Annotated in this window: 22 protein-coding genes; 15 read left to right on the top strand and 7 right to left on the bottom strand. The window is 71.2% G+C overall.

Annotated features, from left to right (window positions below; genetic code table 11):
* Positions 1–37: 37 nt before the first annotated feature.
* Genes AB0J87_RS15560 through AB0J87_RS15550 form a run of 3 tightly spaced genes read right to left on the bottom strand, consistent with a single transcriptional unit; the run spans position 38 to position 3,602 of the window.
* A complete protein-coding gene (locus AB0J87_RS15560) occupies positions 38–1,414 on the bottom strand; it encodes a DUF1116 domain-containing protein (protein ID WP_350722627.1) in 1,377 nt (458 codons plus the stop codon).
* Positions 1,411–2,751: an FdrA family protein gene (locus AB0J87_RS15555; protein WP_363965724.1), complete on the bottom strand. Its 1,341-nt coding sequence runs from the start codon at positions 2,749–2,751 to the stop codon at positions 1,411–1,413. Before AB0J87_RS15555 ends, AB0J87_RS15560 begins: the two co-directional genes overlap by 4 nt.
* A complete protein-coding gene (locus AB0J87_RS15550; RefSeq protein WP_363965723.1) occupies positions 2,748–3,602 on the bottom strand; it encodes a DUF2877 domain-containing protein in 855 nt (284 codons plus the stop codon). Before AB0J87_RS15550 ends, AB0J87_RS15555 begins: the two co-directional genes overlap by 4 nt.
* A gap of 130 nt (positions 3,603–3,732) precedes the next feature.
* Here AB0J87_RS15550 and AB0J87_RS15545 point away from each other — a divergent pair, with 130 nt between their 5' ends.
* The 10 genes from AB0J87_RS15545 to AB0J87_RS15500 all read left to right on the top strand — a co-directional run bounded on the left by AB0J87_RS15545 (position 3,733) and on the right by AB0J87_RS15500 (position 13,619).
* A complete protein-coding gene (locus AB0J87_RS15545; RefSeq protein ID WP_350722621.1) occupies positions 3,733–5,334 on the top strand; it encodes a PucR family transcriptional regulator ligand-binding domain-containing protein in 1,602 nt (533 codons plus the stop codon).
* Between the two features lie 11 nt (positions 5,335–5,345).
* Entirely contained in the window at positions 5,346–5,549 is a 204-nt protein-coding gene (locus AB0J87_RS15540; RefSeq protein ID WP_350722619.1) for an RNA-binding S4 domain-containing protein, read from the top strand.
* Positions 5,550–5,699: 150 nt separating this feature from the next.
* A complete protein-coding gene (locus AB0J87_RS15535; RefSeq protein ID WP_363965720.1) occupies positions 5,700–6,344 on the top strand; it encodes an NYN domain-containing protein in 645 nt (214 codons plus the stop codon).
* A 148-nt stretch (positions 6,345–6,492) separates the two neighbouring features.
* Positions 6,493–7,905 carry a solute carrier family 23 protein gene (locus AB0J87_RS15530; protein WP_363965718.1) on the top strand — a complete coding sequence of 471 codons (1,413 nt, stop codon included), beginning with the start codon at positions 6,493–6,495 and terminating at the stop codon, positions 7,903–7,905.
* The gene (locus AB0J87_RS15525; RefSeq protein WP_363965716.1) at positions 7,902–8,729 is read left to right on the top strand and encodes an FAD binding domain-containing protein; all 828 of its coding nucleotides are present in this window, start codon (positions 7,902–7,904) and stop codon (positions 8,727–8,729) included. Before AB0J87_RS15530 ends, AB0J87_RS15525 begins: the two co-directional genes overlap by 4 nt.
* On the top strand, positions 8,719–9,195 hold the full coding sequence (locus AB0J87_RS15520; protein ID WP_363965714.1) for a (2Fe-2S)-binding protein: 477 nt from the start codon (positions 8,719–8,721) through the stop codon (positions 9,193–9,195). Before AB0J87_RS15525 ends, AB0J87_RS15520 begins: the two co-directional genes overlap by 11 nt.
* Positions 9,192–11,549 (top strand): aerobic carbon-monoxide dehydrogenase large subunit, encoded by a 2,358-nt coding sequence (gene cutA / locus AB0J87_RS15515; protein ID WP_363965712.1) that lies wholly within the window; start codon positions 9,192–9,194, stop codon positions 11,547–11,549. The genes AB0J87_RS15520 and cutA overlap by 4 nt, the downstream gene beginning before the upstream one ends.
* A gap of 103 nt (positions 11,550–11,652) precedes the next feature.
* Positions 11,653–12,660, top strand: coding sequence for a leucine-rich repeat domain-containing protein (locus tag AB0J87_RS15510; protein WP_363965710.1), 1,008 nt, complete (start codon positions 11,653–11,655; stop codon positions 12,658–12,660).
* Positions 12,661–12,726: 66 nt separating this feature from the next.
* Positions 12,727–13,149 carry a hypothetical protein gene (locus AB0J87_RS15505; RefSeq protein ID WP_350722606.1) on the top strand — a complete coding sequence of 141 codons (423 nt, stop codon included), beginning with the start codon at positions 12,727–12,729 and terminating at the stop codon, positions 13,147–13,149.
* 50 nt (positions 13,150–13,199) lie between these two features.
* Positions 13,200–13,619, top strand: coding sequence for a hypothetical protein (locus AB0J87_RS15500; protein ID WP_350722604.1), 420 nt, complete (start codon positions 13,200–13,202; stop codon positions 13,617–13,619).
* Here the strand turns inward: AB0J87_RS15500 and AB0J87_RS15495 are convergent.
* The 3 genes from AB0J87_RS15495 to AB0J87_RS15485 all read right to left on the bottom strand — a co-directional run bounded on the left by AB0J87_RS15495 (position 13,616) and on the right by AB0J87_RS15485 (position 17,812).
* Complete coding sequence (locus tag AB0J87_RS15495) at positions 13,616–15,925, bottom strand: PQQ-dependent sugar dehydrogenase (protein WP_363965708.1); 2,310 nt, start codon at positions 15,923–15,925, stop codon at positions 13,616–13,618. The two genes, AB0J87_RS15500 and AB0J87_RS15495, sit on opposite strands and share 4 nt — an antisense overlap.
* A 28-nt stretch (positions 15,926–15,953) precedes the next feature.
* Positions 15,954–16,664 carry a hypothetical protein gene (locus tag AB0J87_RS15490; RefSeq protein WP_363965706.1) on the bottom strand — a complete coding sequence of 237 codons (711 nt, stop codon included), beginning with the start codon at positions 16,662–16,664 and terminating at the stop codon, positions 15,954–15,956.
* Positions 16,665–16,780: 116 nt separating this feature from the next.
* On the bottom strand, positions 16,781–17,812 hold the full coding sequence (locus AB0J87_RS15485) for a LacI family DNA-binding transcriptional regulator (RefSeq protein ID WP_350722600.1): 1,032 nt from the start codon (positions 17,810–17,812) through the stop codon (positions 16,781–16,783).
* A gap of 140 nt (positions 17,813–17,952) precedes the next feature.
* Here AB0J87_RS15485 and AB0J87_RS15480 point away from each other — a divergent pair, with 140 nt between their 5' ends.
* Genes AB0J87_RS15480 through AB0J87_RS15460 form a run of 5 tightly spaced genes read left to right on the top strand, consistent with a single transcriptional unit; the run spans position 17,953 to position 22,446 of the window.
* Positions 17,953–19,146 carry an amino acid ABC transporter substrate-binding protein gene (locus AB0J87_RS15480; protein WP_363965704.1) on the top strand — a complete coding sequence of 398 codons (1,194 nt, stop codon included), beginning with the start codon at positions 17,953–17,955 and terminating at the stop codon, positions 19,144–19,146.
* Positions 19,140–20,021, top strand: coding sequence for a branched-chain amino acid ABC transporter permease (locus AB0J87_RS15475; RefSeq protein WP_363965702.1), 882 nt, complete (start codon positions 19,140–19,142; stop codon positions 20,019–20,021). Before AB0J87_RS15480 ends, AB0J87_RS15475 begins: the two co-directional genes overlap by 7 nt.
* Positions 20,005–20,994 (top strand): branched-chain amino acid ABC transporter permease, encoded by a 990-nt coding sequence (locus tag AB0J87_RS15470; RefSeq protein WP_363965700.1) that lies wholly within the window; start codon positions 20,005–20,007, stop codon positions 20,992–20,994. The genes AB0J87_RS15475 and AB0J87_RS15470 overlap by 17 nt, the downstream gene beginning before the upstream one ends.
* Entirely contained in the window at positions 20,991–21,722 is a 732-nt protein-coding gene (locus AB0J87_RS15465; RefSeq protein ID WP_363965698.1) for an ABC transporter ATP-binding protein, read from the top strand. The genes AB0J87_RS15470 and AB0J87_RS15465 overlap by 4 nt, the downstream gene beginning before the upstream one ends.
* The gene (locus AB0J87_RS15460) at positions 21,715–22,446 is read left to right on the top strand and encodes an ABC transporter ATP-binding protein (RefSeq protein ID WP_350722590.1); all 732 of its coding nucleotides are present in this window, start codon (positions 21,715–21,717) and stop codon (positions 22,444–22,446) included. The genes AB0J87_RS15465 and AB0J87_RS15460 overlap by 8 nt, the downstream gene beginning before the upstream one ends.
* On the opposite strand, the gene cydB is transcribed toward AB0J87_RS15460, so the two are convergent.
* Positions 22,443–23,339, bottom strand: coding sequence for a cytochrome d ubiquinol oxidase subunit II (cydB, locus tag AB0J87_RS15455; protein ID WP_363965697.1), 897 nt, complete (start codon positions 23,337–23,339; stop codon positions 22,443–22,445). The two genes, AB0J87_RS15460 and cydB, sit on opposite strands and share 4 nt — an antisense overlap.
* Positions 23,340–23,342: the final 3 nt, after the last annotated feature.

Raw genomic sequence — 23,342 nt, 5'->3', positions numbered from 1 at the left:
TCCTTACAAAAGCTTTGACCTGGGGAAATATCGCCATTCAGATGGCTTGTTCCGCCAATGCGATCAATGCAGTAGTGAATGCCTCTACAGGGGGTTTGACCAGGCCTGCTCCTACTTGACCGGTTCCCGCGACGCGGCCCGCGATGCCGGTGTTGACCACGGGCAGCAGGCCCGTTCTCGCGACGAGAGTTACATCGATGCCGACCGGCGTGCCGCGGAAGCCGAGCCCCGGAATCTGGTACCCCGGGTGCTCGGCGAGCGTGATCTCGTACATGGAACGGGTGGCCCGCACCGCGTCGGACACCTCGCCGCCCACGAACCGCACGATGGCCGGCGCCGCCGCCATCGCGAACCCGCCCAGCCCCGAGGTCTCCGTGATCGTGGAGTCGCCGATGTCGGGGTTCGCGTCGTCCGGCCCGTACGAGCCGAGATAGAGCCCGTCGGGCACGCCGGCCGGCCCCGTGAACCACCGCCCGCCCAGCCCCGAGACCTGGACGCCGAAGTCGGTGCCGTTCCTGGCCATGGCCACGACCATGGACGAGCCGGGCACGTCGCGGGCCGCGTCCGTGCTGACCTTGGCGGCGGCCATGCCGGCGTTCAGGAAGAAGTGGTCGTTGCCGTTGATGAAGCGCAGCACCTCCGCGGCCGCGCCCGGGGCGGCCTCGACCACGGCCGGGGCCAGCTCGCGCAGCAGGAGCGAGGTGGCGGCGCGGTTGCGGTTGTGCAGCTCGTCGCCCATCTGCAGGGCCTGCGCCATCAGCGAGCGCAGGTCGATCGGCCCCGTGCGCTCCAGCGTCGCCGCGAGGGCCGGGCCGAGCACCGCGTCCATCCAGCGCAGCCGCTCCAGCACCTCGGGCCCGTAGGCGCCGTACCGGAGCACCTTGCCCAGGCCCTCGTTCAGCGAGCAGTACGCGGTGCCGCCGTGCTCGTCGTCGCGCACCTCGAACAGCCACATGGACGGGCTCACCACGCCCGCCATCGGGCCCACGGTGGCGTGCTCGTGGCACGGTCGCAGCGCGATCTCGCCCGCCGCCAGCCTGCGCCCGGCCTCGTGCTCGTCGCCCGCCAGGCCCTCCAGCAGCATCGCGCCGATCAGCGCGCCGCGCATCGGGCCCGACGCACGCTCCCATGTGATGGGCGGGCCCGCGTGCAGGAACGTGCCCGCCGCCAGCACCTCCGAGGCCCGGCGCACCCCCACCAGGTGCGGGCGGGCGGAGGTCAGCCTGCTCACGGCCAGCTCGTTCGCGGCCTGCCTGCGCGGGTCGGCGAGCACCGCGGCCAGGGCCTCGGCGGTGCCGGGCAGCGGCGGGCGCCAGGACACCGGCGTCGTCTCGACGGCCTGCGCCCTGAGCGCCTCGTCGAGCAGGCCCGCGCCCACCGTGATGACGCGGGACGGGACGGACAGCGGGCTCATACGAGGCTCCTGGCGTGCCGGGCGGCCTGGGCGTTGGAGGTGAAGACGGCCGCGCCCGCCTCCCGGAAGGCGGCGGCCTGCCGGTGCAGGTCCTGGGGGTCGCCTTCGGTGCCGATGAGCGCGATCACGACGGTGGCGGGGGTGCGGGCGACGGCGTGCGCGAGCGAGGCGGCCGGGTCGGGGTCGGCGCCGTGGCCGAGCACGACGTCCATGAGCACCAGGTCCGTCTCCTGGGCGCGGGCCAAGGCCTCGACGCGCAGGGTCGGGTCGATCATGGGATGCGCCCGGCCCCTGGTGTAGGCGTCGTCCCCGTAGTCGACGAACTCGCCCTTGCCGGCCACCAGCGCGGCCTCGGTGCTGAGCGTCCCGCCGGAATAGACGCCCTTGATGGCCTTGGTCCGGCTCTGCTTGCCCGACCACGCGGGCCAGGAGGGCCACTCGGGCACCGGCCGGCCGAGCGCGCGCAGGACCCGCTCGGTCGCCTCCGTCAGGTCGGACTCGGGGAGCAGCGCGGGCACCACCGGCGTGCGCAGGCGTCCCACGGCCTCCCGTACGGTCGCCGCCACCTCGGGGGACGGCGGCTTGGAGATCAGCACGATCAGCTCGGTGGCCGGGTCCTCGTCCAGCATGCGCAGGGCCCGCAGCGTGGACAGGCCGCCCACCTCGGCGGACAGGTCCCTGCCGCCCACGCCGAGCACGTGGCTGACGCCGGTGCCGGCCCAGTCGAGCAGGGACGTCACCTGCTGGGCCCCGGTGCCGGACGCGGCCACCACGCCGACGGGGCCGGGGGTGAGGACGTTCGCGAAGCCCAGGCCGACGCCGCCGATCACGGCGGTGCCGCAGTCGGGTCCCATCACGAGGACGTCCGCGGCCTCCGCGAGCTCCTTGAGGCGCCGTTCCTGGGCCACGGGGACGCCGTCGCTGAAGATCATGACGGGGAGCCCGGCCTGGACGGCGTCCAGCGCCTCGGCGAAGGCGTGCTCGCCCGGGGTGGAGACCAGCACCAGGTCGGCCGGGGTGCCGGTGGCCGAGCGGGTGGTGAGCGGGGGCTGGTCGGCCGTGGTCGTCTCCGGGCGGTCGAAGCTCGCGAGCTGCCGGTCGGCCTCCTCGACGGCCGCGCCGGCGTCGCGGGCGCGTACGGCTATCAGGAGGTCGCCGGGACCGGCCTGCGGGACGGTGAAGCCCAGGTCGCGGAGGACGGCGAGGTTCAGGTCGGTGGCCATGGCGACCATGGCGGCCTCCACGCCCGACATCTCGGTCAGCGCCCGGCTTATGCGCATCAGGGAGATGGAGTCGACGTACGCGCCCTTCCGTACCAGCACCGTGTCGGCGCTCATCGGGGCCTGCTCAGCGCGAGGACGGCGGTCACGCCGATGGCGACGCCCTGGGCCAGGTCGGAGCCCGAGGTGTGGCCGAGGCCGTGGAGGCGGCGCAGGGCCGGTTCGAGGGCCTGCCCGCCCGTGATGCCGCGCAGCACCGCGGTCACTTCGGGGCTGCTCTCGCCTCTGGCCGCGGAGTGCAGGAGTGTGGCCGATATGGGGGTCGTACGCGTCCTCGCGTCGAACGTCACGGTCGCCGCCAGCCAGTCGGCCAGCCAGACCGCCCGCTCCGCCCCGGCCGCCGCGCCCAGGTGCCGCAGCGTCACCAGCAGGCCCGCCAGGACGTCGTCGCCGCTCGGCGTCAGGCCGGGCCCCAGGCCCATGAGCTGCTCGGCCGCCGTCACGGCCCCCAGCAGCCAGCCCTTCGCGCAGCTGTCGGCCAGCAGCTCGACGGCGCCGTTCCCGGCCAGCCCGGGTTGTGGCGGGTCGCCGAAGCGGGCGGCGGCCTGTTCGAGCCGGGCCCGATCGATCCGGCCCAGCGGCGGGGCGGGGTCCCACCAGCGGCGCACGCCCAGGCTCAGCGGGCCCAGCTCGATGTTGCGGTCGCCCACCGAGGCTTCGTCACCCACCGTGACGCTCGGCAGCGCGCCGGCCAGCAGCACGGAGTTGGGCAACCGGGTGGCCGCCCCCGTGATGACGGCGATCACCGAAGGCTCCAGGTCGGTCCTGACCTCGAGATAGACCCCCGCCGGGAACGCGGCGAGCACCCGCGCGGGGCGGCGCGGCGACTCCAGGACGGGGCGTACCGCCGTGCTGGCCGCGCCCGTGACGTGGATGCGGGTACGCCTCGCATGAGTACTTACGGTCACCGAACCTCCCATCCGACCTTGGACCTGACCGTAAAACGGCCGGGGAACCCTCCGTACGGGTAAATTTGCCAACAGTCAGCGGGAAGGTTGGCTCTTCCTGACAGACGGTTTCTGGGGTCACAATCTCCACATGGAGCCCCCCGTCCGTCTCGCCAGCACCGGGACGATCATTCACGGCGTTTCCGTCGGAGAGGTGCTCGGCGTCTCCACCCTCGCCGAGGCCAGGCTGATCGCGGGGGAGAGCGGGCTGGGCCGCATCGTGCAACGGCTGAACGTCATGGAGGTCCCCGACATCCTGGCCTGGGTCAAGCCGCACGAGCTGCTGCTGACCACCGGCTACCCGCTGCGCAACACGCCGCAGTCGCTCGGCCGGCTGGTCGCCGACCTGGACGAGCGCGGGCTGTCGGCGCTGGCGATCAAGCTCGGCCGGTATGTGGACGAGCTGCCCGACGAGATGGTCGAGCAGGCGGACCGGCTCGGCTTCCCGCTCATCCTGCTGCCGAACGACGTCGGGTTCGACGACATCCTCAACCAGGTGCTGACCGACATCCTCAACCGCCAGGCCGCCGTGCTCGCCCGCGCCGAGGAGGCGCACCGGGCGCTGGTGCAGGTGGTGCTGGCCGGCGGCGGGCTCAACGAGGTGGCCGCCGAGGTGGCCCAGCTGCTCGACGTGTCGGTGGCGGCGGTGGACGGCTCAGGCCGGGTGCTGGCCACCGCGGGTCCGGCCGAGCAGGTGGCCGTCCTGCGCGAGTCGATCTCCCTGGAGGGCCCGCCCCGTACGTCCGCCTCGGGGCGGGTACGGTCGTTCGCCTCGGTGCCCGTGCTGGCCGGGGGCCACCACCACGGAAGGATCGTCGCCTACAGCCCGTCCGGGGCGATCCGCGACAGCGACGTCGGCATCCTCGAACGCGCCGCGACCGTGGCCGCGCTGGTCGTCACCCGGCAGGAGGCGGTCAACGCCGTCGAGAGCAAGTACCGCGCCGACTTCCTGCGCGACGTGCTCACCGGCCGGGCGGGCACGGCGGAGCGGGTCACGGCCCGGGCGCGGGCGTTCGGGTGGGACCTGGCGCGGCCGGTGACCGTACTGGTGGCCGAGCTGGACCCGGACGGCGACGAGCGCAGCGCGCAGGACCGGCTGGTGGCGTGCTGGACGGCGGCGATGCGCCGGCACGACCCGCGCGGGGCGGTGGCGGGGTTCTCGCACGAGGTGGTGGCCGTGGTGGACGCCTCGATCGACGCGACCCGGGTCGCCAAGGACGCGGCCTCGGGCTTCGCCGACGTGCCGCCCGCGACGTTCTCGACCGGCACCTCCCGGCCCAGCCCGGGGGCGGAGACGCTGCCGGAGGCGTACTCGCAGGCGCTGAAGGCGGCGCGGGTGGGCCGCCAGCTGCACGGGCCCGGCGCCGTCGCCCACTTCGACCAGCTCGGCGTCTACCGGCTGCTGTCCCTGGTCAACGACACGGAGGAGCTGCACGCCTTCGTACGCGAGACGCTCGGCCCGCTGGCGGCCGACGCCGACGCCGAGAACGCCGACCTGCGCCGCACCCTGCAGGTGCTCCTGGAGACCAACATGAACGTGGCCGAGACGGCGCGGCGCCTCCACTTCCACTACAACACCCTCCGCTACCGGATCGGGAAGCTGGAGCGCCTGCTCGGCAACTTCACCGACGACCCGCACCTGCGCCTCAACCTGACCCTGGCCCTGCACGTGCTGCGGATGCGCGGCATCTAGGGTTGGGGCTTGTGGATTTCGAACTGCGCTCCGAGTACATCCCGCTGTGTGACCTGCTGAAGTACTGCGGGATCACGGAGACGGGCGGCATGGCCAAGCTGCTGATCGCCGAGGGGCTGGTGCTGGTGGACGGCGAGGTGGAGCTGCGCAAGCGCGCCAAGATCCGCTCGGGGCAGGTGGTCAGCGGGGAGGGGTTCTCCATCCACGTGGAGTAGTGGGAACCTGTTGACGAAAAGTCACCGCACAATTACTCACTGTTTACTAACATCAAGCGCACCGGCAAAAAGAAACGGCCCCCTGGCGGGGGCCGTCATACCCGGGAACGTACCCCCGGGCGGGTGACTCCATGTTAGGGCGTGATAGCGGTGAGCGACAAGTCGAATCCCGGAATCGAGCGCGTCGGCGTCTATGTCGACGGGTTCAACCTGTACTACGGCCTGAGGGAGCTCGGGAGACGGCGGCATCTCTGGCTCGATCTGCGCGCCATGGCGACGCACCTGCTGCGGCCGCATCAGCGCCTTGTGGGTATCAGCTACTTCACCGCGGCGATCCGCAACGATCCCCCGGCCGTGGCACGGCAGGAGACGTATCTGGCCGCGACGGCAAGCCTCGGCGTGCAGGTCGTCATGGGGAGATACCAGCAGCAGTCGGTGCAGTGCCACTCTTGTGGAGCGACGCGCCGGACCTACGCCGAGAAGCAGTCCGATGTGGCGCTCGGCGCGGCCATGGTGGCGGATGTCGCGACACGCCAGGTGGACGCGGTCATGCTCGTGTCGGCCGACTCTGACCTATGCGCGGCGGTTCATGCCATCAGGCGGCTGAATGACGAGCTTGGGACCAAGACACGGGTGATCACCGTGCTTCCGCCCCGAAGGCGCTCCGAAGTTCTGCAGCGCGTCAGCGAGGCGTGGTTCCCGCTGGGTCATGCCGTGATCCGCCGGTCTCAGCTTCCCAATGTCGTCCAGGCATCCGACGGGTGCGTCTACCACCGCCCGCAGCACTGGAACTGACCTCACAGTGAATTCGGATCGCGTGTGCGCGAGGTTTTCACTGGCCCTGCGCGTAGATTTGGCAGATCATGCCCGTGTAGGAGCGTTGCGGCGGGCCTAATGTGCCCGCAACGGAACGTGTCGCCGGCCCAGGACAAGAGGGGCTCTCATGGTTTTGGGATGGACCAAACACGGTGACGGCAAGCACCTGGCGCCCGGAGAGGTGGTCAGGCCCGACGAGCGGCTGAGCTGGCCCAGGATGGTGGGCTTCGGGGCGCAGCACGTGATCGCGATGTTCGGCGCGACGTTCGTCTTCCCCCTGGTGATGGGGCTGGACCCGAACGTCGCCGTGATGATGTCAGGCGTCGCGACGATCCTGTTCCTGCTGATCGTGAAGGGGAAGGTGCCCAGCTATCTCGGCACCAGCGCGTCCTTCGTCGGCGGGGTGCTGGCCATCAGGGCCGCCTATGGCGGTGACACGGCCAGCGCGGACGCGATCGTGACCGGGGCGATCCTGGTCGCCGGGTTCGTGCTGGCGCTGGCGGGGCTGGCCGTCCACTTCCTCGGGGTGCAGATCATCCATCGCGTGTTCCCGCCCGTGGTCACGGGGGCGGTCGTCATGCTGATCGGGTTCGGGCTGGCGTACGTGGTGGCGGACGTCTACTGGCCCCAGGACCACTGGGTCGCGCTCATCACCATGCTGGTCACCTTCCTGGTGATCGTGTTCTTCAAGGGGTTCGTCGGCCGGATCGGGGTGCTGGTCGGGCTGATCGCGGGGTTCGTGCTGTCGTGGGTGCTGGACAAGACCGCGGGGGCCGTCACGTCCGTGCTGCCCGGCGCCAACCTGCGGGACGCGGCGGGCGCGAGCTGCCCGGCCGAGGGGACGTACTGCGTGGCCACGGCCTTCCCGCACGACCGGGTGAACTTCGACTCCGTGGCGTCGGCGCCCTGGTTCGGGGTGCCGAACTTCCACGCCCCCGACTTCAAGACCTCCGCCGTGCTGCTGGTGCTGCCCGCCGTCATCGCGCTCATCGCCGAGAACATCGGGCACGTCAAGGCCGTCGGCGAGATGACCGGGGCGGACGTCGACCCGTACGTGGGCCGGGCGGTGATGGCCGACGGGGTGGGCACCATGGTCGCCAGCGCGGTCGGCGGCTCGCCCACCACCACGTACGCCGAGAACATCGGCGTCATGGCGGCCACCAAGGTCTACTCGACCGCCGCCTACTACATCGCCGCGATCATCGCGATCCTGTTCGGGCTCTGCCCCAAGTTCGGCGCGCTGGTCGCCGCGACCCCGGGCGGCGTGCTGGGCGGGGTCACCGTCATCCTGTACGGGATGATCGGCCTCCTCGGCGCCAGGATCTGGATCGAGAACCGCGTCGACTTCTCCGACCCCGTCAACATGGTTCCGATCGGCGCGGGCATCATCCTGGCCATCGGACCTGTGAGCCACTTCATCGGCGGCGACTTCACCCTTGAGGGGATCGCGCTCGGCACCATCGTGGTGCTGGGCGGATACCACCTGCTGCGGGCCATCGCCGGACGGCCCGCCCGGCCGGCCGGGAGCGAGGCCGGGTGAAACCGCCCCCGTTCGAGTACCACGCCCCCCGCGACCTCGACGAGGCGCTCCGGACCCTCGCGGAGGTGGGCGGGAAGGTGCTGGCCGGAGGGCAGAGCCTGATCCCCATGCTCAACATGCGGCTGGCCGCTCCCGAGCATCTCGTCGACATCAACCGCGTCCAGGGGCTGTCGGCCATGGAGACGGAGCGGGGCGGTGTCCGGGTGGGGGCGACGGTCCGGCACTCGCAGGCGGAGCGGGCCGGGGCGCATCCGCTGCTGAGCCGGGCGCTGCGGCTGGTCGCCCACCCGGTGATCCGGAACCGGGGGACCGTGGTGGGCAGCCTCGTGCACGCCGACCCGGCCGCCGAGCTGCCGGCCGTGCTGGCCGTCCTGGGCGGCTCCGTACGGGTGGCCCGGCAGGGACAGGTACGCGACGTGGGCGCCGAGGAGTTCTTCGTCGGGCCCATGGAGTCGGCGGTCGAGCCGGGCGAGCTGGCCGTGTCGGCATATTTCCCGGCATTGGGTCCGCGTACCGGGGCAGCCTTCGAGGAGGTGGCCCGGCGGCACGGCGACTACGCCCTGGCCGGCGTCTGCGCCGTCGTCACGCTCGACGAGGACGGCCGCGTGGAGGCCGCCAGGCTCGCCTGCATCGGCGTCGGCCCCGTGCCGATCGTCGTGGACGTGACGGAGAGCCCCGCGGACGCGGCGCGGATCGTACGGGACCGGGTCGAACCCGAGGGCGACATCCACGCCTCGGCCGCCTACCGCCGCCACCTCGTGGGCGTGCTGGCCGAGCGGGCCGTACGGAGCGCGACCAGGGAGGCAGGGGATCGTGGAGCATGAGATCACGCTCGTCGTGAACGGCACGGCCAGGCGGGTCGGCGTGCCCGCCAGACGCCTGCTGTCCGACTGCCTGCGCCACGACCTCGGCCTGACCGGCACCCACGTCGGCTGCGAGCACGGCGTGTGCGGCTGCTGCACCGTGCTGCTCGACGGGGAGCCGATCCGGTCGTGCCTGACGTTCGCGGTCAGCGTGGACGGGTCAGAGATCACCACGGTCGAGGGGCTGGCCACCCCCGACGCGTTGTCGCCGGTCCAGCGGGCCTTCGCCGAGTGTCACGGGTTGCAGTGCGGGTTCTGCACGCCGGGGTTCCTGTGTACGGTGACCGCCCTGCTGCGGGACAACCCCACCCCCACGGACGACGAGGTGCTGGAGGGCATCTCGGGCAACCTGTGCCGGTGCACCGGCTACCAGAACATCGTCAAGGCCGCCCACCGGGCCGCCGAGCTGCTGGCGGAGGAAGCATGACGACGAGGCTGTTCGGGGAGCCCGTGCAGCGGCGGGAGGACCCCAGGCTGCTCACCGGCCGGGGCCGCTACCTCGACGACCTCGGCCCCGACGCGCTGGCCGCCGCGTTCGTGCGCTCGCCGCACGCGCACGCCCGCATCCGCGACATCGACGTGGGTCCCGCGCTCGACGTCGAAGGGCTCGTCGCCATCTACACCTGGGAGGACCTGCCCGGACGGGTCGGCCGGCCGCTGCCGCTGCTGATCCCGCACCCGGCGCTCACGCACGGGCGCACCGCGTACCCGCTGGCCAGGGACATCGTCAGGCACGTCGGCGAGCCGGTGGTCATGGTCGTGGCGGCGGACAGGTACGCCGCCGAGGACGCCTGCGCGCTCATCGAGGTCGACTACGAGCTCCTCAAGCCGGTCGTCGGCCTGGAGGAGGCCGTGCAGGGCGCCCAGCTCGTGCACGAGGACGTGCCGGGCAACGTCGGCGCGCACCTCGTCCAGGAGGTCGCGGGGACGGACGGGCGCGGCGCGCGCGAGGCGATCGAGACCGCGCCGCACACGCTGGCCTTCCGGCTCGACATCGAGCGCAGCGCCAGCATGCCGCTGGAGGGGCGCGGCGTGTACGCCCGGTGGGACGGCCGGGACCTGCGCGTCTACTCCAGCACCCAGACCTCCACCAGCGTCCGCATGGCCGTCGCCGCCGCGCTGGAGCTGCCACTGCCGCAGGTCGAGGTGATCGCGCCCGACGTGGGCGGCGGCTTCGGGGTGAAGATCGTGCACCCGTGGCCCGAGGAGGTGCTGGTGCCGTGGGCCGCCATGACGCTCGGGCGCGAGATCAAGTGGACGGAGGACCGCAGGGAGCACTTCATCTCCTCGGCCCACGAGCGCGGCCAGGTCCAGTACGTACGGGTCGGCTTCGACGACGACGGCCGCGTGCTCGGCCTGGACGTGACGATCCTGCACGACCACGGCGCCTACACGCCCTACGGGATCATCGTGCCGATCGTCACCTCCACGCAGCTCCTGGGGCCGTACAAGATCGGGGCGTACCGGGTCGAGTTCACCGCCGTCTACACCAACACCGTGCAGGTCACGCCCTACCGGGGGGCCGGCAGGCCGCAGGGCGTGTTCTGCATGGAGCGGACGATGGACAAGATCGCCCGCTACCTGGGGAAGGACCGCACCGAGGTACGCGAGGTCAACTTCATCGGGCCCGACGAGTTCCCGTACGACCAGGGGATGACGTTCCAGGACGGGCGACCGCTGATCTACGACAGCGGCGACTATCCCGAGATGCTCCGCATGATCAAGGAGCTGATCGGCTGGGACTCCTTCGAGGCGCGGCCCGGCAGGGGCATCGGCGTCGGGTGCTACGTCGAAGGCACCGGCGTGGGGCCGTACGAGGGCGGGCACGTGCAGGTGACCTCCGACGGGCGGGTACACGTGTCCACCGGGCTCACCTCGCAGGGGCAGGGGCACGAGACGGCCTTCGCGCAGATCGTCGCCACCGAGCTGGGCGTGCCCATCGAGCGGGTGAGCGTGGTCACCGGCGACACCCGCAGGTTCGGCTACGCCGTGGGCACGTTCGCCTCGCGGGCGGCCGTCGTCAGCGGCAACGCCATCGCGCTGGCCTGCCGGAAAGTACGCGACAAGGCGCTGCGGATCGCCGCCGACGCGCTGGAGGCCGACCCGGCCGACCTGGAGATCACCGACGGGATGGTGCACGTGGCCGGCACGCCGAGCGCGTCCATCCCGCTGTCCACGGTGGCGGTGCTGGCCAACCCGCTGCGCTACGCCTTCGACGACGAGACCGCCAAGGCCACCCAGTTCTCCGGCACCGCGTCGCCCGACCGGCCGCCGGTCGCCGAGGGCGAGGAGCCGGGGCTGGAGGGGCGCGACTACTACTCGCCGATCAGGTCCACGTTCGCGTCGGGCATGCACGCGGCGATCGTCGAGACCGACCCGGACACGGCCGAGATCAAGGTGGTGCGCTACGCGGTCGTGCACGACTGCGGCCGGCTGATCAACCCGATGATCGTGGAGGGCCAGATCCACGGGGGAGTGGCGCAGGGCATCGGCGGGGCGCTCTACGAGCGCATGGTGTACGACTCGCACGGCCAGCTCGTCAACGCCTCCTTCATGGACTTCCTCATGCCGTACGCCACCGAGATCCCCCACGTCGAGACCGCCCACCTGGAGACGCCGTCGCCGCTCAACCCGCTCGGCGTCAAGGGCGCGGGCGAGGCGGGCGTGATCCCCGTCTCCGCGGTGATCGCCTCGGCCGTCGAGGACGCCGAGGGCATCGAGATCGACCGCATGCCCATCTCCCCTTCCGAGCTCTTCGACCTGCGCGCCACCGACCGATGACCCGCCCACCGGCGACCCGCCGACCGACTGACCCGCCGACCGATGACCCGCTGCACGATGACCCGCGCCGACCGATGACCCGCGCCGTGGGATGATCGGCGCCATGCGTGCGCCCGCTTCCGGTCTGACCGAATTCCCCGCCGTTCCCGCCGACGTCCGCCTGATCGACCTGGCCTGGAACGACATCGCCGAGGTGCCCGCCTGGGTGGCCGGGCTCACCGCGCTGGAGGAGCTCAGGCTCGACGGCAACCGGCTGCGCTCGCTGCCCGACCTGTCGGGGCTCACCGCGCTGCGCGCGCTGCACCTGGACGGCAACGAGCTGACGTCCTTCCCCGCCTGCCCGCCGCGCCTGGAGGTGCTCTTCCTGTACGGCAACCGCGTCGGCGCGATCCCCGACCGGCTGAGCCCCGCCCTGCGGCACCTCGCGGCGGGCGGCAACGGGCTGACCGACGTGCCCGGCTCGCTCTGGAAGCTGACCGGCCTCGAATCCCTCAACCTCGCCGAGAACGCGCTCACCGAGGTCCCGGCCGCGATCGGCGGGCTGACCCGGCTGCGCATGCTGGACCTCGGGCACAACCGGCTCGACTCCGTCCCGCCCGAGCTGGGCGACCTGGACCTGACCGACTACCTCTACCTGAGCGACAACCGGTTCACCGAGGTGCCGGAGGCGATCGGGCGGCTGGACCGGCTCGCCTACCTCAACCTCACCGACAACCGGCTCACCCGGCTGCCCGAGTCGCTGGGGCGGATGGCCGCGCTGGTGGAGCTGCGCCTCTACAACAACCGGCTGGAGTCGCTGCCCGAGGCCATCGGCGGCCTGGCCGGGCTGCGGGAGTTGCACGCGCAGGGCAACCGGCTGACCCGGCTGCCCGCCTCCATCGCCGAGCTGGGCGAGCTGCGCGTGCTCGATCTGCGCAACAACCAGCTCCGCGAGTTGCCGGACCGGCTGCCGCCCGGACTCAGGCACCTCGACCTGCGCAACAACCGGCTGCGTGAGCTGCCCGCGAGCCTGCCCCCGCTGGAGAAGCTCGACCTGCGGTGGAACAAGCTCGACGGCGAGCCTGAGGTGCTGCGACGGCTCCGCGATCAGGGCTGCGTCATCCTGCGCTGATGGAATCGCTCAGGTTTGGGCTGATTCGGGGTGAACCGGGGTGATCGAGGGTGCGTACCTCCGCACATGACGACATTTCCACGTCTGGCCGCTTTCGCGCTGCTGGCCGGACTGGTCGCCGGATGCTCCTCAGGGGGCTGGGGCGACTACGTCGCAGCGGGCGAAACGCAGAAACCAGCGGCAATCCTCACCGTCGAGCAACTCTCCGCCAAGGTCGGCTGCAAGCCGAAGATGCAGGTCGAGGCCTCCGACCTCCGCACCGGCTACTGCAAGACCAAGGCGGGCCAGTTCTTCGTCAACACGTTCGCCAGCGAGAAGCTCAAGGACGAGTGGATGGACCGGGCGCCGGAGTACAACCCGCACCTGGTCGGCCCGCAGTGGACCGTCCTGGGCCCGCTCCCGGTGCTGGAGCAGCTGAAGGAGCCGCTCAGCGGCGATCTGCATCTGATGGACCACAGGGTCTCCCAGACGCCGGCGCCACCGAAGTAACCAATCGGTATGAGGTGAACCGGGGCCGGTGGGCCCGCGTACCTTCGCACATGACGACACTTCCACGTCTGGCCGCTTTCGCGCTGCTGGCCGGACTGGTCGCCGGATGCTCCTCAGGGAGCGGAGGCGGCTATGTCGCAGCAGCCGGAAAGCAGGGCCACGCCGCCCCCCTCACCGTCGAGCAGCTCTCGGCCAAGGTCGGCTGCAAGCCGAAGATGCAGGTCAACGCCGCCGAGATCCGCACCGGCTACTGCAAGACCCCCGATGGCGAGTTCTTCGTCACGACGTTCAAGACGCAGGCGGGCAAGGACGCCTGGATGGACGCCGCCCCCGAGTACAACCCCCACCTGGTCGGCAACCTCTGGACCGTGCTGTCCAGTCGCAAGGTGCTCGACCTGCTGAAGGAGCGGCTCGGCGGCGACCTCCACCTCACTGATCACCGTACGAAGCAGATGAAGACCATCGGCTAGCGGAGCTTCAGCAACTCGTACTGGGCCCAGACTTCGGCCGGGGCCGCGACGCGGTCCAGGAACATCAGGCCGTCCATCCGGCAGTCGCAGGGGTTCTGCTCCCTGGTGTTCTGCGGATAGCTACCGCCGATCTTGATGCCTCTCGGGTCCGTCGCCGAGGTGACGTCCGGCTCGGGGTCCCCTTCGACGCCCCACGGGTCGCCGGTGACCGAGTAGAACCCGTCGAGCGGGCGGCCGTTCCTGTAGAGCTGCATCGTCCCCTTGTCGAAGTCGAACGTCGCGGCCAGGAACACCCACTGGTCCCGAGGCAGCACCTCCCGCCAGGGCTTGTTCGCGGCGAACGTCTGGGAGGCGCTGCCGTCCACGCGCCGGGCGAGTGCCACGACCCGCATCTCGCCGTTCACCGTGATGAGCTCGAGCAGGGCCCGGACGTCGTGCCCCTGGGAGTTGCCGCTGAGCACCCCGGCCAGGCCGATCGCGTTGAAGAAGTCGGCCGGGTCTTCGGTGTTGGAGTTGGGCGCCGGGCCGTCGCCCAGCATCTTGAACCAGCCCATGACGGTCGCGCCCTTGACGCCGTTGAACGCGCGCAGCGTCGGCACGCCGTCCGCGCCGTAGACGCCGGCCTTCCAGTCGTCGTTGCCGGTGGTGGCCGGATCGACCTGGCGGGTCTGCAGCGCGTACCTGCTGCCCCGGTAGGCCTGGTCGGCCACGCGCATGGCGGCGCCGCCGTTGACCAGCGTGATGTTCGTGCCGGACAGGCCCTGGTCCTGCTCCTGGGCCGGGTCGGCGGGCAGCGGGTGCTCGAAGTCGTACGCGGCCACCACGTGGTCACGCAGGGTCGGCAGCACGTTCGGCGGGGTCCAGCCGGCCTTGGTGATCTTCCAGATCTTCCCGTTCGCCTTGGACAGCACGTAGAGCTCGCCCGCGCCGTCCCGGCCGAAGCGCAGGTCCACGCGGGTGCTCCCGGCCAGGTCCTGCATGGTCAGCTGCCTGCCGGACGCGTCCACCAGTCGCGGCTTGTGGATCGTGGCCCGGCGGCCGGTGCGCTCGTCCATCTCGGAGGCGACGGTGAAGAAGACCTGGCCGTCCACGATGTCGCCGAACAGGTACTTGCCGTACAGCAGCGGCAGCTTCTGCCCGCGGTAGACGAACCCGCCGGTGACGGCGTGGCCGCTGTCGGAGGTGCAGGAGTGTCCGGGCGGCGGGTCGTGGTCGTAGGCGGCCACCGGGTAGGTGTAGCCGTACTGCGCGTCGTCGTCCGGCAGCGTGTAGAGGTGGCAGCGGTCGGACTTGCTGAACACGAACGAGCCCTCGCGCTCGCTCCAGCCCAGGTTGTCGCCGGCGCCGACGTCGTAGATGGCCTCGATGGCGTGCTCGCCGATGTGACCGAGGAACAGCCGGTTGCCGGCCTGCGGGTCCCAGCTGAAGCGGTGCGGGTCGCGCATGCCGTACGCGTAGATCTCGCCGAGCTTGCCGGCCTGCCCGGCGAACGGGTTGGCGGCGGGGATGCCGTACCTGCCGTTGGCGCCGTTCGTGCCGGCCGGGTCGATCCTGAGGATCTTGCCCTGCGGGATGGCCAGGTTCTGCGGGTCGTCGCTGGACACGCCGCGGGCGCCGTCACCGGCGGCGACGTACAGCAGGCCGTAGTCCTTGTCGCCCTTACGGGCCGTCGGGTTGAAGTCGATCTGCTGGATGCCGTGGATCTGGCCGGTGAAGCCGAGCCGCAGCACCTCCCTGCGGGTGCCGGAGAAGACGTTCGCCTTCGGGTCGGTGGCCGTCCACTCGGTGATGACGCCGTGGAACTTGGTGTCGGGCTGCGGCGTCAGGTCGGGGGTCTTCGTGGTCAGCGCGTTGCCCCACTCGGTGTGCACGGTGTAGAACTTGCCGTTCCTGGCGAATTCGGGGTGGAAGGCGGCGAAGCCGAACCCGCTGCCCAGGCCGCGCCCGGAGACGAAGTCGGGCGCGAAAGCGGCGCCGACGTCCAGGTATTCGCGCGGCCGGCCCTTGTCGAGGAAGTAGAGCTTGCCGTTGAGGTCGTTGACGAACAGGCGGCGCGAGCCGTCGGGGAGCTCGCCCAGGTAGTTGATCCTGGCCGTGCGGACCAGGCGCGGGTCGGTCGGAGCGGGAGTCGTCTCCGTCTTGGGGAACGAGGCGAACTCCTCCAGCGTCAGCGTCAGCCCCGAGGCGGTGGGCTTCTCGGGGATGGGGTCGTCGACGGGGGTCGGGTCGGCCTGCGCGGCTGCCGGCGGCGCGCATAACGCGGTCACCAGCACCGCGGCGATCAGGCACCGGAGGGTTTTCGGCATACCTGTTCACCACCAGGGGAGTCGGGGGCTATTGATCGGCGCCGTCGCAGGCAGGGGTGCCTTTGACGGTCATGTCGCGCATCCTGCCGATGTTGTCGAAAGAGCCGAAGCCGACCCGGCCCGACGCGAACGTGAGGTCGGTGGCCGTGATCAGCGGTGTCGTGGCGCCGTCCATGTAGACCGCGATGCGGCCGGTCTCGACGCAGTGGGTGACGCGGACGCGGTGCCACGCCGCGTCGGTGACCGCGGGCGGCGCGCCTACCTGGCCGTTCCACTGGTCGTCGATGCGCAGGCGGTCCGCGTTGTTGACGACGAAGATCCCGTTGTGCGGGTAGATGGTGTTGTCCTGCGAGAGGTGGACGTAGTAGAACTCCGTGTCCGACCGGTAGCCGAACATGATGATCACGTCGCGGTTGCTGACGCTGGTCGGGGTGTCCAGGCGGACCTGCGCGTCGATCCGCACCGAGCCGAACTCGGGGCCCGTCTTCAGCACCGCGTACTCGAAGGGCCGGCGCGGGCCCGGGCGCGCGACGCCGGCCTCGGCGAGGATCACCTGGTCGCCGGGGAACTGCCACTTGGCGGGCGTCACCGGCGCCCAGTTGCGCCCGTCGTTGACGTGCTTCACCTTGGCCTGGCCGGGGCCGCAGTCCGGTGCCACCGTGGCGGTGGCGGCCTGCGCGGGGATCGGTACGGCCAGCGCGAGCATGGCCGTCAGGAGGAGGGTGCGAAAGGCTGACATCCGGGATCCTCTCGCCGGGTGCGCTCTCGTAAGCGCTTCCGAAAGCGCTTTCTTTTGAACTTCGAGCGGATCTTAACCCGGGGGATCAGGCTGTCAAGGGGTCCGGTGAACCGGTGTCAAGGCGGCGGTGGGGCCGTGGAGGCGCGTACGACCAGCTCGTGCGCGGTGCGGCGGCGGCGCGGGCGCGAGGCGGGCGGCTTGAGAACTAGCTCGAGCGCTTGCTTGCCCATCTCGACCATGGGCAGCCTGATCGTGGTGAGCGCCGGATAGACGTCGCGCGCCACCGGCACGTCGTCGAATCCGGCCACCGAGATCTCCCCGGGCACCCTGCGCCCGTTGTTGAGCAGCCACGACAGCGCGCCCACCGCCATCGGGTCGTTGAGCGCGACCACCGCCGTCAGGTCGGGGTGCGCCCGCATCAGCCGGGCCGTGGCGGCCGCGCCGCCCTCCCTGGTGAAGTCGCCGTGCACGACGGGGAACGAGCGCCAGTCGAGCCCGGCCGCGGCCAGCGCCGCCCGCAGCCCGGCCAGCCGGTCTTCCACCGTGGTCAGGTTGGCCGGGCCGCCGAGCACGCCGAGGCGGCGGTGGCCCAGGTCGAGCAGGTGGTGCATGAGCGTGGAGCCGCCGGCCGCGTTGTCGGGCAGCACGGCGTCCACCGGCAGGTGGTGGCGGCCGATGACGGCCACCCGGCCGCCCGCCGCCGTGAACGAGCGCACCTCGGTGGCGATGTCGGCCTCGGTCGCCGCATCGACGTAGCCGGACCCGGCCAGCACGATCGAGGTCACGCGGTGCGCGCGCAACGCCCGGACCCGGGACAGCTCGGCACGCGGGTCGCGCTCGGTCTGGCTGATGAGCGCCATGTAGCCGCGGCTCTCGGTCTCGCGCAGCACGCCCCTGGCGATCTCGCCGAAGTAGGGGTCGCCGACGTCGTGCACGATCAGCCCGACCATGGACGCCTGCCCGCCGGCCAGGGCCCGCGCGTGGCTGTTGGGCACGTAGCCGACCTGGGACGCGACCGCCTGGACGTGGGCGGCGACCTCGGCGCTCACGCCGCTGCTGCCCGTCAGGGCCCGGGAGGCCGTGGCCAGCGAGACCCCCGCGGCCTTGGCCACGTCGACGAGGCGGGGTGGATGAGATCGCTCGGTCATGCGCTGAGAACCCCCCTTGTCCGGGGCCGGATCTCGTGTAATCGTAACCGAAAGCGCTTACGTAAGCGCTTTCGTGGCGCCTCTTCTGACGGGGGATTTCCTCGATGGCAAGAGTTCTCAAGAGCCTGACGATCACTTCGATGTGTGCTTTGGTCCTGACTGCCTGCGCCAAGACCGACGAGCCGGGGATGGCTCAGCCGGCGGGGCAGCAGCAGGGTCCGGTCAAGATCGGCATCTCCCTTCCGCTCACGGGCGACTTCGCCGAGCCCGGCAACGGCATCAAGGACGGCTACCAGGTCTGGGCCGACCGGGTGAACGCCAAGGGCGGCCTGCTGGGCAGGAAGGTCGAGCTGATCTTCCGCGACGACGCCTCCGACCCCAACCGGGTCAGCTCCGACTACGAGTCGCTCATCACCCAGGACAAGGTCAACCTGGTCTTCGGGCCGTTCTCGTCGCGGCTGGTGATCCCCGCGGCGAAGGTCGCGGAGTCGTACAACATGCTGTTCGTGGAGCCGGCCGGGGCCGCCAAGGAGGTCTTCGAGCAGGGCTTCAAGCGGCTGTTCTACGCGGCGCCGGCGATCGCGAGCGACCACTACAACTACCTGGCCGACTACATCATCAAGCTGCCTGCCGACAAGCGGCCGAAGACGGCGGCGTACGCGAGCCTGGACGACCCGTTCGCGCAGGGCACCGCGTACGGGCTGCGGGACAAGCTGGCCGCAGCCGGGATCAAGACGGTCGTGGACGAGGTCTACCCGCCCGAGACCACCGACTTCTCGCCCATCGCCGCCAAGATCGCCGCGGCCAAGCCGGACATCGTGGTGGGCGGCACACAGTTCGAGGACTCCGTGGGCCTGGTGCGCGCGCTGCAGGAGCTGAAGGTGCAGCCCAAGCTGGCGGCGTTCTCGACGGGGCCGACGGAGCCGGAGTTCCCCGCCGCGGTGAAGGGGGCGGCCGAGAGCATCATCTCGCCCGTCGGCTGGTCGGCCACGGCCACCTTCACCGGCAACCAGGAGATGATCAAACGCCACAAGGAGATGTTCAACGGCGAGGCGAACGAGGACACCGCCAACGGCTTCACCGTCGGCCAGGTCGTCGAGGCCGCCGTGAACGCCGCCAAGTGCGTCGACGCCACCAAGGAGTGCCAGGACAAGCTGGCCGACCACATCAGGCAAGGCACCTTCGACACGGTCGTGGGCAAGCTCTCCTTCGACGACCAGGGCAGGCCCGAGCAGGCGCACATGATCCAGCAGTACGTCGGCGGAAAGGTCGAGATCGTGCTCCCCGAGCAGGCCAAGACGGCCGACCTCGTCTACCCGAAGAAGCCATGGTGAGCCTGCTCCTGCAGGGGCTGGCCCTGGGCGTGCTGACCGGAGGCCTCTACGCGCTGCTGGCCTCCGGCCTGTCGCTGTACTTCGGGGTGATGCGGGTGGTCATGGTGGCCCACCCGGCGTTCCTGTTCCTGGCCGCCTATCTGACCTACACCGTGCACACGACGTTCGGCGTGGACCCGTTCCTGGCGCTGCCCCTCACCGTGCCGCTCTTCTTCGCGCTGGGCGTGGCGGTGCAGCGGCTGCTCGTCGCGCGGCTGGCGCCGGACAACCTGGCGATGATGTCGGTGCTGCTGACGTTCGGGATCGCGCTGGCGATCGAGGGGCTGCTCGGGACGATCTACACCGGCTCCTACAAGTCGGTCAGCATGGAGTACGCGACCAAGTCGCTGACGATCGGCGGCGTGCACCTCCCGTACGACAAGATCATCGCCTTCTTCGTCGCGGCGCTCACCCTCGCGGTGCTGTTCGCGGTGCTGGTGAAGAGCCGGTTCGGGCAGGCGCTGCGGGCCACCATCCAGCATCGGGAGGCGGCCCGGCTGGTCGGCGTCCAGACCGAGCGGGTCGCCGGGTACGGCTTCGGCGTCGGCCTCGCCACCGCGGCCGTCGGCGGCACCGTGCTCGCGCTCATCACGCCGTTCTTCCCCGCCTCGCACTGGGTGTGGATCGGCAAGCTCATGGCCATCATCGTGGTCGGGGGGCTGGGGAGCGTGATCGGCGCGGCGCTGGCGGCCGTCCTGCTCGGTGTGGTCGAGGGCCTCGTGCTGGTGACCGTGGACGCCACCTGGGCCACGATGATGTTCTACGTCTTCCTCTTCCTGACGCTGCTCGCGCGCCCCCAGGGGTTCTTCGGAGGCCGGCTTGCGCATCGCTTCTAGAGGGATCCCGCTGCTGGTCGCCTGCCTGGCGCTGGCCTATCCGTGGCTGGTCCCCAACTACTACCTCGTGTACGCGGGCGCCCTGACCGTCATGTACGCGGCCATGTCCACGTCCTGGAACCTGCTGGGCGGTTTCACCGGATACGTCTCCCTCGGCCACTCGGCGTTCTTCGGCCTCGGCGCGTACGGGACCGGCCTGCTGATCGTCCGCCTGGGCGTGCCGTGGGTCGCGGCCCTGCTGGTGTCGGCCGTCGCCGTGACGGCGTTCGCCGTGTTCGTCGGCGTCGCGGCCGTGCGGGTGCGCGGCGCGTCGTTCGTGATCGTGTCGATCGCGCTCGTGTCGATGATGAACCTCGTCGTGCAGGGCTGGCGCTCGCTCACCGGCGGCTCCACCGGGCTGCAGGTCCCCTCGCCCTTCTCCGACCTGCACCGGGGGCAGACGCACATCGTGTTCTTCTACCTGTTCCTGGCGCTGCTCGGGCTCGCGCTGCTGTCCTGGTGGTACGTCTCGCGCTCCCGGTTCGGCGCCGGCCTGCGGGCGATCAGGGAGGACGAGGACAAGGCCGAGTCCCTGGGGGTGCCGACGGGGGCGTACAAGGTGACGGCCTTCGCCCTGTCGGCGCTGTTCGTGTCGCTCGCCGGAGGGCTCTACGCGGTCTGGTTCGGCAGCCTCGACCCGATCTTCGTCTTCTCCATCCTCATCGGGTCGTACATGGTGCTGATGAGCCTGCTCGGCGGGGTCAGGCACCTGTTCGGGCCGCTGCTCGGGGCGCTCATCGTGGCCCCGGCGGGCGAGTACTTCCTGATCGCGCTGGGCGAGACGCAGATCCACCTGACCGCGACGGGCCTGCTGCTCGTGCTGGTCGTGCTGTTCATGCCGGACGGCATCCTCGCCCGGCTCACCAGGAGGCGCGCCGGGCCCTCCATCCCGGACGAGACGGCCGAACAGCGGCTCCAGGGGGTGGCCCGATGAGCTCGCTGCGCACCGAGGGACTGACCAAGTCGTTCGGCGGGGTGCTCGCCGTGGACGGCGCGAGCGTCGAGCTCCAGGAGGGCAGGATCAACGGCCTGATCGGCCCCAACGGCTCCGGCAAGACCACGTTCTTCAACATCGTCACCGGCATGATCAAACCGGACTCCGGCCGGGTGCTCTACCGCGACCGCGACATCACCCGCCACTCGCCGCACCGCATAGCGCACGCCGGCATCGGCCGCACCTTCCAGCTCTGCCGCGTCTTCCCGCGCCTGACCGTGCTGGAGAACATGCTGGTCGCCGTCCGCCGGACCCGCCTGCGCGAGCTGCTGGCCGGGCTGCGGGACCAGGGTGAGGTCGAGCGGGCCCGGCACTGGCTGCGGCGCATGGGCATCGAGCACCTGGAGGACGCCGAGGCCCGCGACCTGTCCTACGGCCAGCAGAAGCTGCTGGAGCTGGCCGCCGTCCTCATGGCCGAGCCCGAGCTGGTGCTGCTGGACGAGCCGGCGGGCGGGGTCAACCCGGCGCTGATCGACCGGATCGTCTCGCTCGTACGCGACCTCAACGCGGAGGGCCGTACGTTCCTCGTCGTCGAGCACAACATGGACATGGTGATGGGCATGTGCGACCACGTGATCGTCTTCGACCGGGGAGCGCCGATCGCGGCGGGCCCGCCCGCCGAGGTGCGGGACGACCCGCGCGTGCTGGAGGCGTACCTCGGTGTCTGAGACCCTTCTGGCACTGGAAGACGTCGAGGCAGGCTACGGCAGGGCCGCGCCGGTGCTGCGCGGCCTGACCGTCACCGTGCGCGCCGGCGAGGTCGTCTGCCTGGTGGGGCCGAACGGCGCGGGCAAGTCCACCGCGCTCAAGGTCGCCAGCGGGCTGCTCGCGCCCCGGTCGGGGCGGGTCCTGCTGGCCGGCCAGGACGTGACGGGCCTGTCGCCGCAGCGCCTGCTCGGGCGCGGGCTCGCCCACGTGCTGCAGGGGCACAGCGTGTTCCGCGAGATGACCGTGGCCGAGAACGTGCGGCTCGGCGGCTTCACCGTGCGCGACTCCGCGAAGCTCCAGGCCCGGATGGAGGCGGTCAAGGAGCTGTTCCCCGTGGTGGGCGAGCGGTGGGGGAGCATGGCCGGGCTGCTGTCGGGTGGGCAGCAGAAGCAGGTGGAGTTCGCGCGGGCGCTCATGCTGGAGCCCTCCGTGGTGCTGCTGGACGAGCCGTCGATGGGGCTCGACCCGCGTAACACGCAGGTGGTCTTCGACCAGATCGACCTGATGCGCCGCACGGGCGTCGCGGTGCTGCTGGTGGAGCAGAACGCGCGCCGGGCGCTGGAGATGGCCGACGTCGGCTGCGTTCTCGACCTCGGCCGTGTCCACATCTCCGGTCCCGCCCGCGAGCTGGCCGCCGACCCCCGGCTCGGCCGCCTCTATCTCGGCGGCGCCCCTGTCACCTAGCCCTGCGTGAGGAGGGTGCCCTCCACCCGGACGCGCTTCCTGAACACCCAGTACGTCCACCCCTGGTAGACCAGCACGAACGGGAGCGTGATCAGGCCGATCCAGCTCAGCATCGTCAGCGTGTACGGCCCGGAGGCCGCCTCCGCCAGCGTCAGGCCGGGGAACGGGCGCAGGCGCAGCTCCATGAAGACCGCCAGGGTCGACAGCACGATCGCCCCCGCCGTGGCCGCGAAGGCCCAGCCCTCGCGGCGGCGCCAGATCAGCGCCGTGGCCGCAGCCAGTGCCGCCATGGCGGCCAGCGCGGGGAACGTGCCCAGGCTCGACAGCGCGGCCACGGCCACCGGAACGGCCACACCGCTGGCGGCCATCGCCACGACGCGGGCGCGGCGGCGTACCGGGCCGGTGGTCTTGAGCGCCAGGAAGACGGCGCCGTGCAGGGCGCACACCGCCAGCGAGAACGCGCCTCCCAGCAGGGCGGCCGGCACGCTGTCGAACACCAGGTCGGCGAAGACCGCCCCCCACAGGAACGCCGGGAGGGCGCTGCCCACCACGATGCCCAGGTCGCACCAGCGCGGGTCGTTCACCTTGCCGCGCCACTCCAGGCCGACGCCGCGCACGATCAGGCCGACCAGGACGAGCGTCACCGGCAGGTAGAACGAGCTGAACACGCCCGCGTACCAGGCGGGGAACGCGGCGAACATGGCGCCGACGGCGGTGATCAGCCACACCTCGTTGCCGTCCCACACCGGGCCGATGGTCTGCAGGCTCTGCCGCTGCTCGCCGGGGTTGCGGCTGACCAGCGGGGCCAGCATGCCGACGCCGAAGTCGAAGCCCTCCAGCACGAAGTAGCCCGTCCAGAGGAAGGCGATGATGACGAACCACAACTCGATCATTGT

The sequence above is a fragment of the Nonomuraea sp. NPDC049625 genome (assembly GCF_040675285.1).
Taxonomy (GTDB): domain Bacteria; phylum Actinomycetota; class Actinomycetes; order Streptosporangiales; family Streptosporangiaceae; genus Nonomuraea; species Nonomuraea angiospora_A.
The sequence above is the reverse complement of the archived record's forward strand: the minus strand, read 5'-3'. Positions and strand labels throughout refer to the sequence as shown.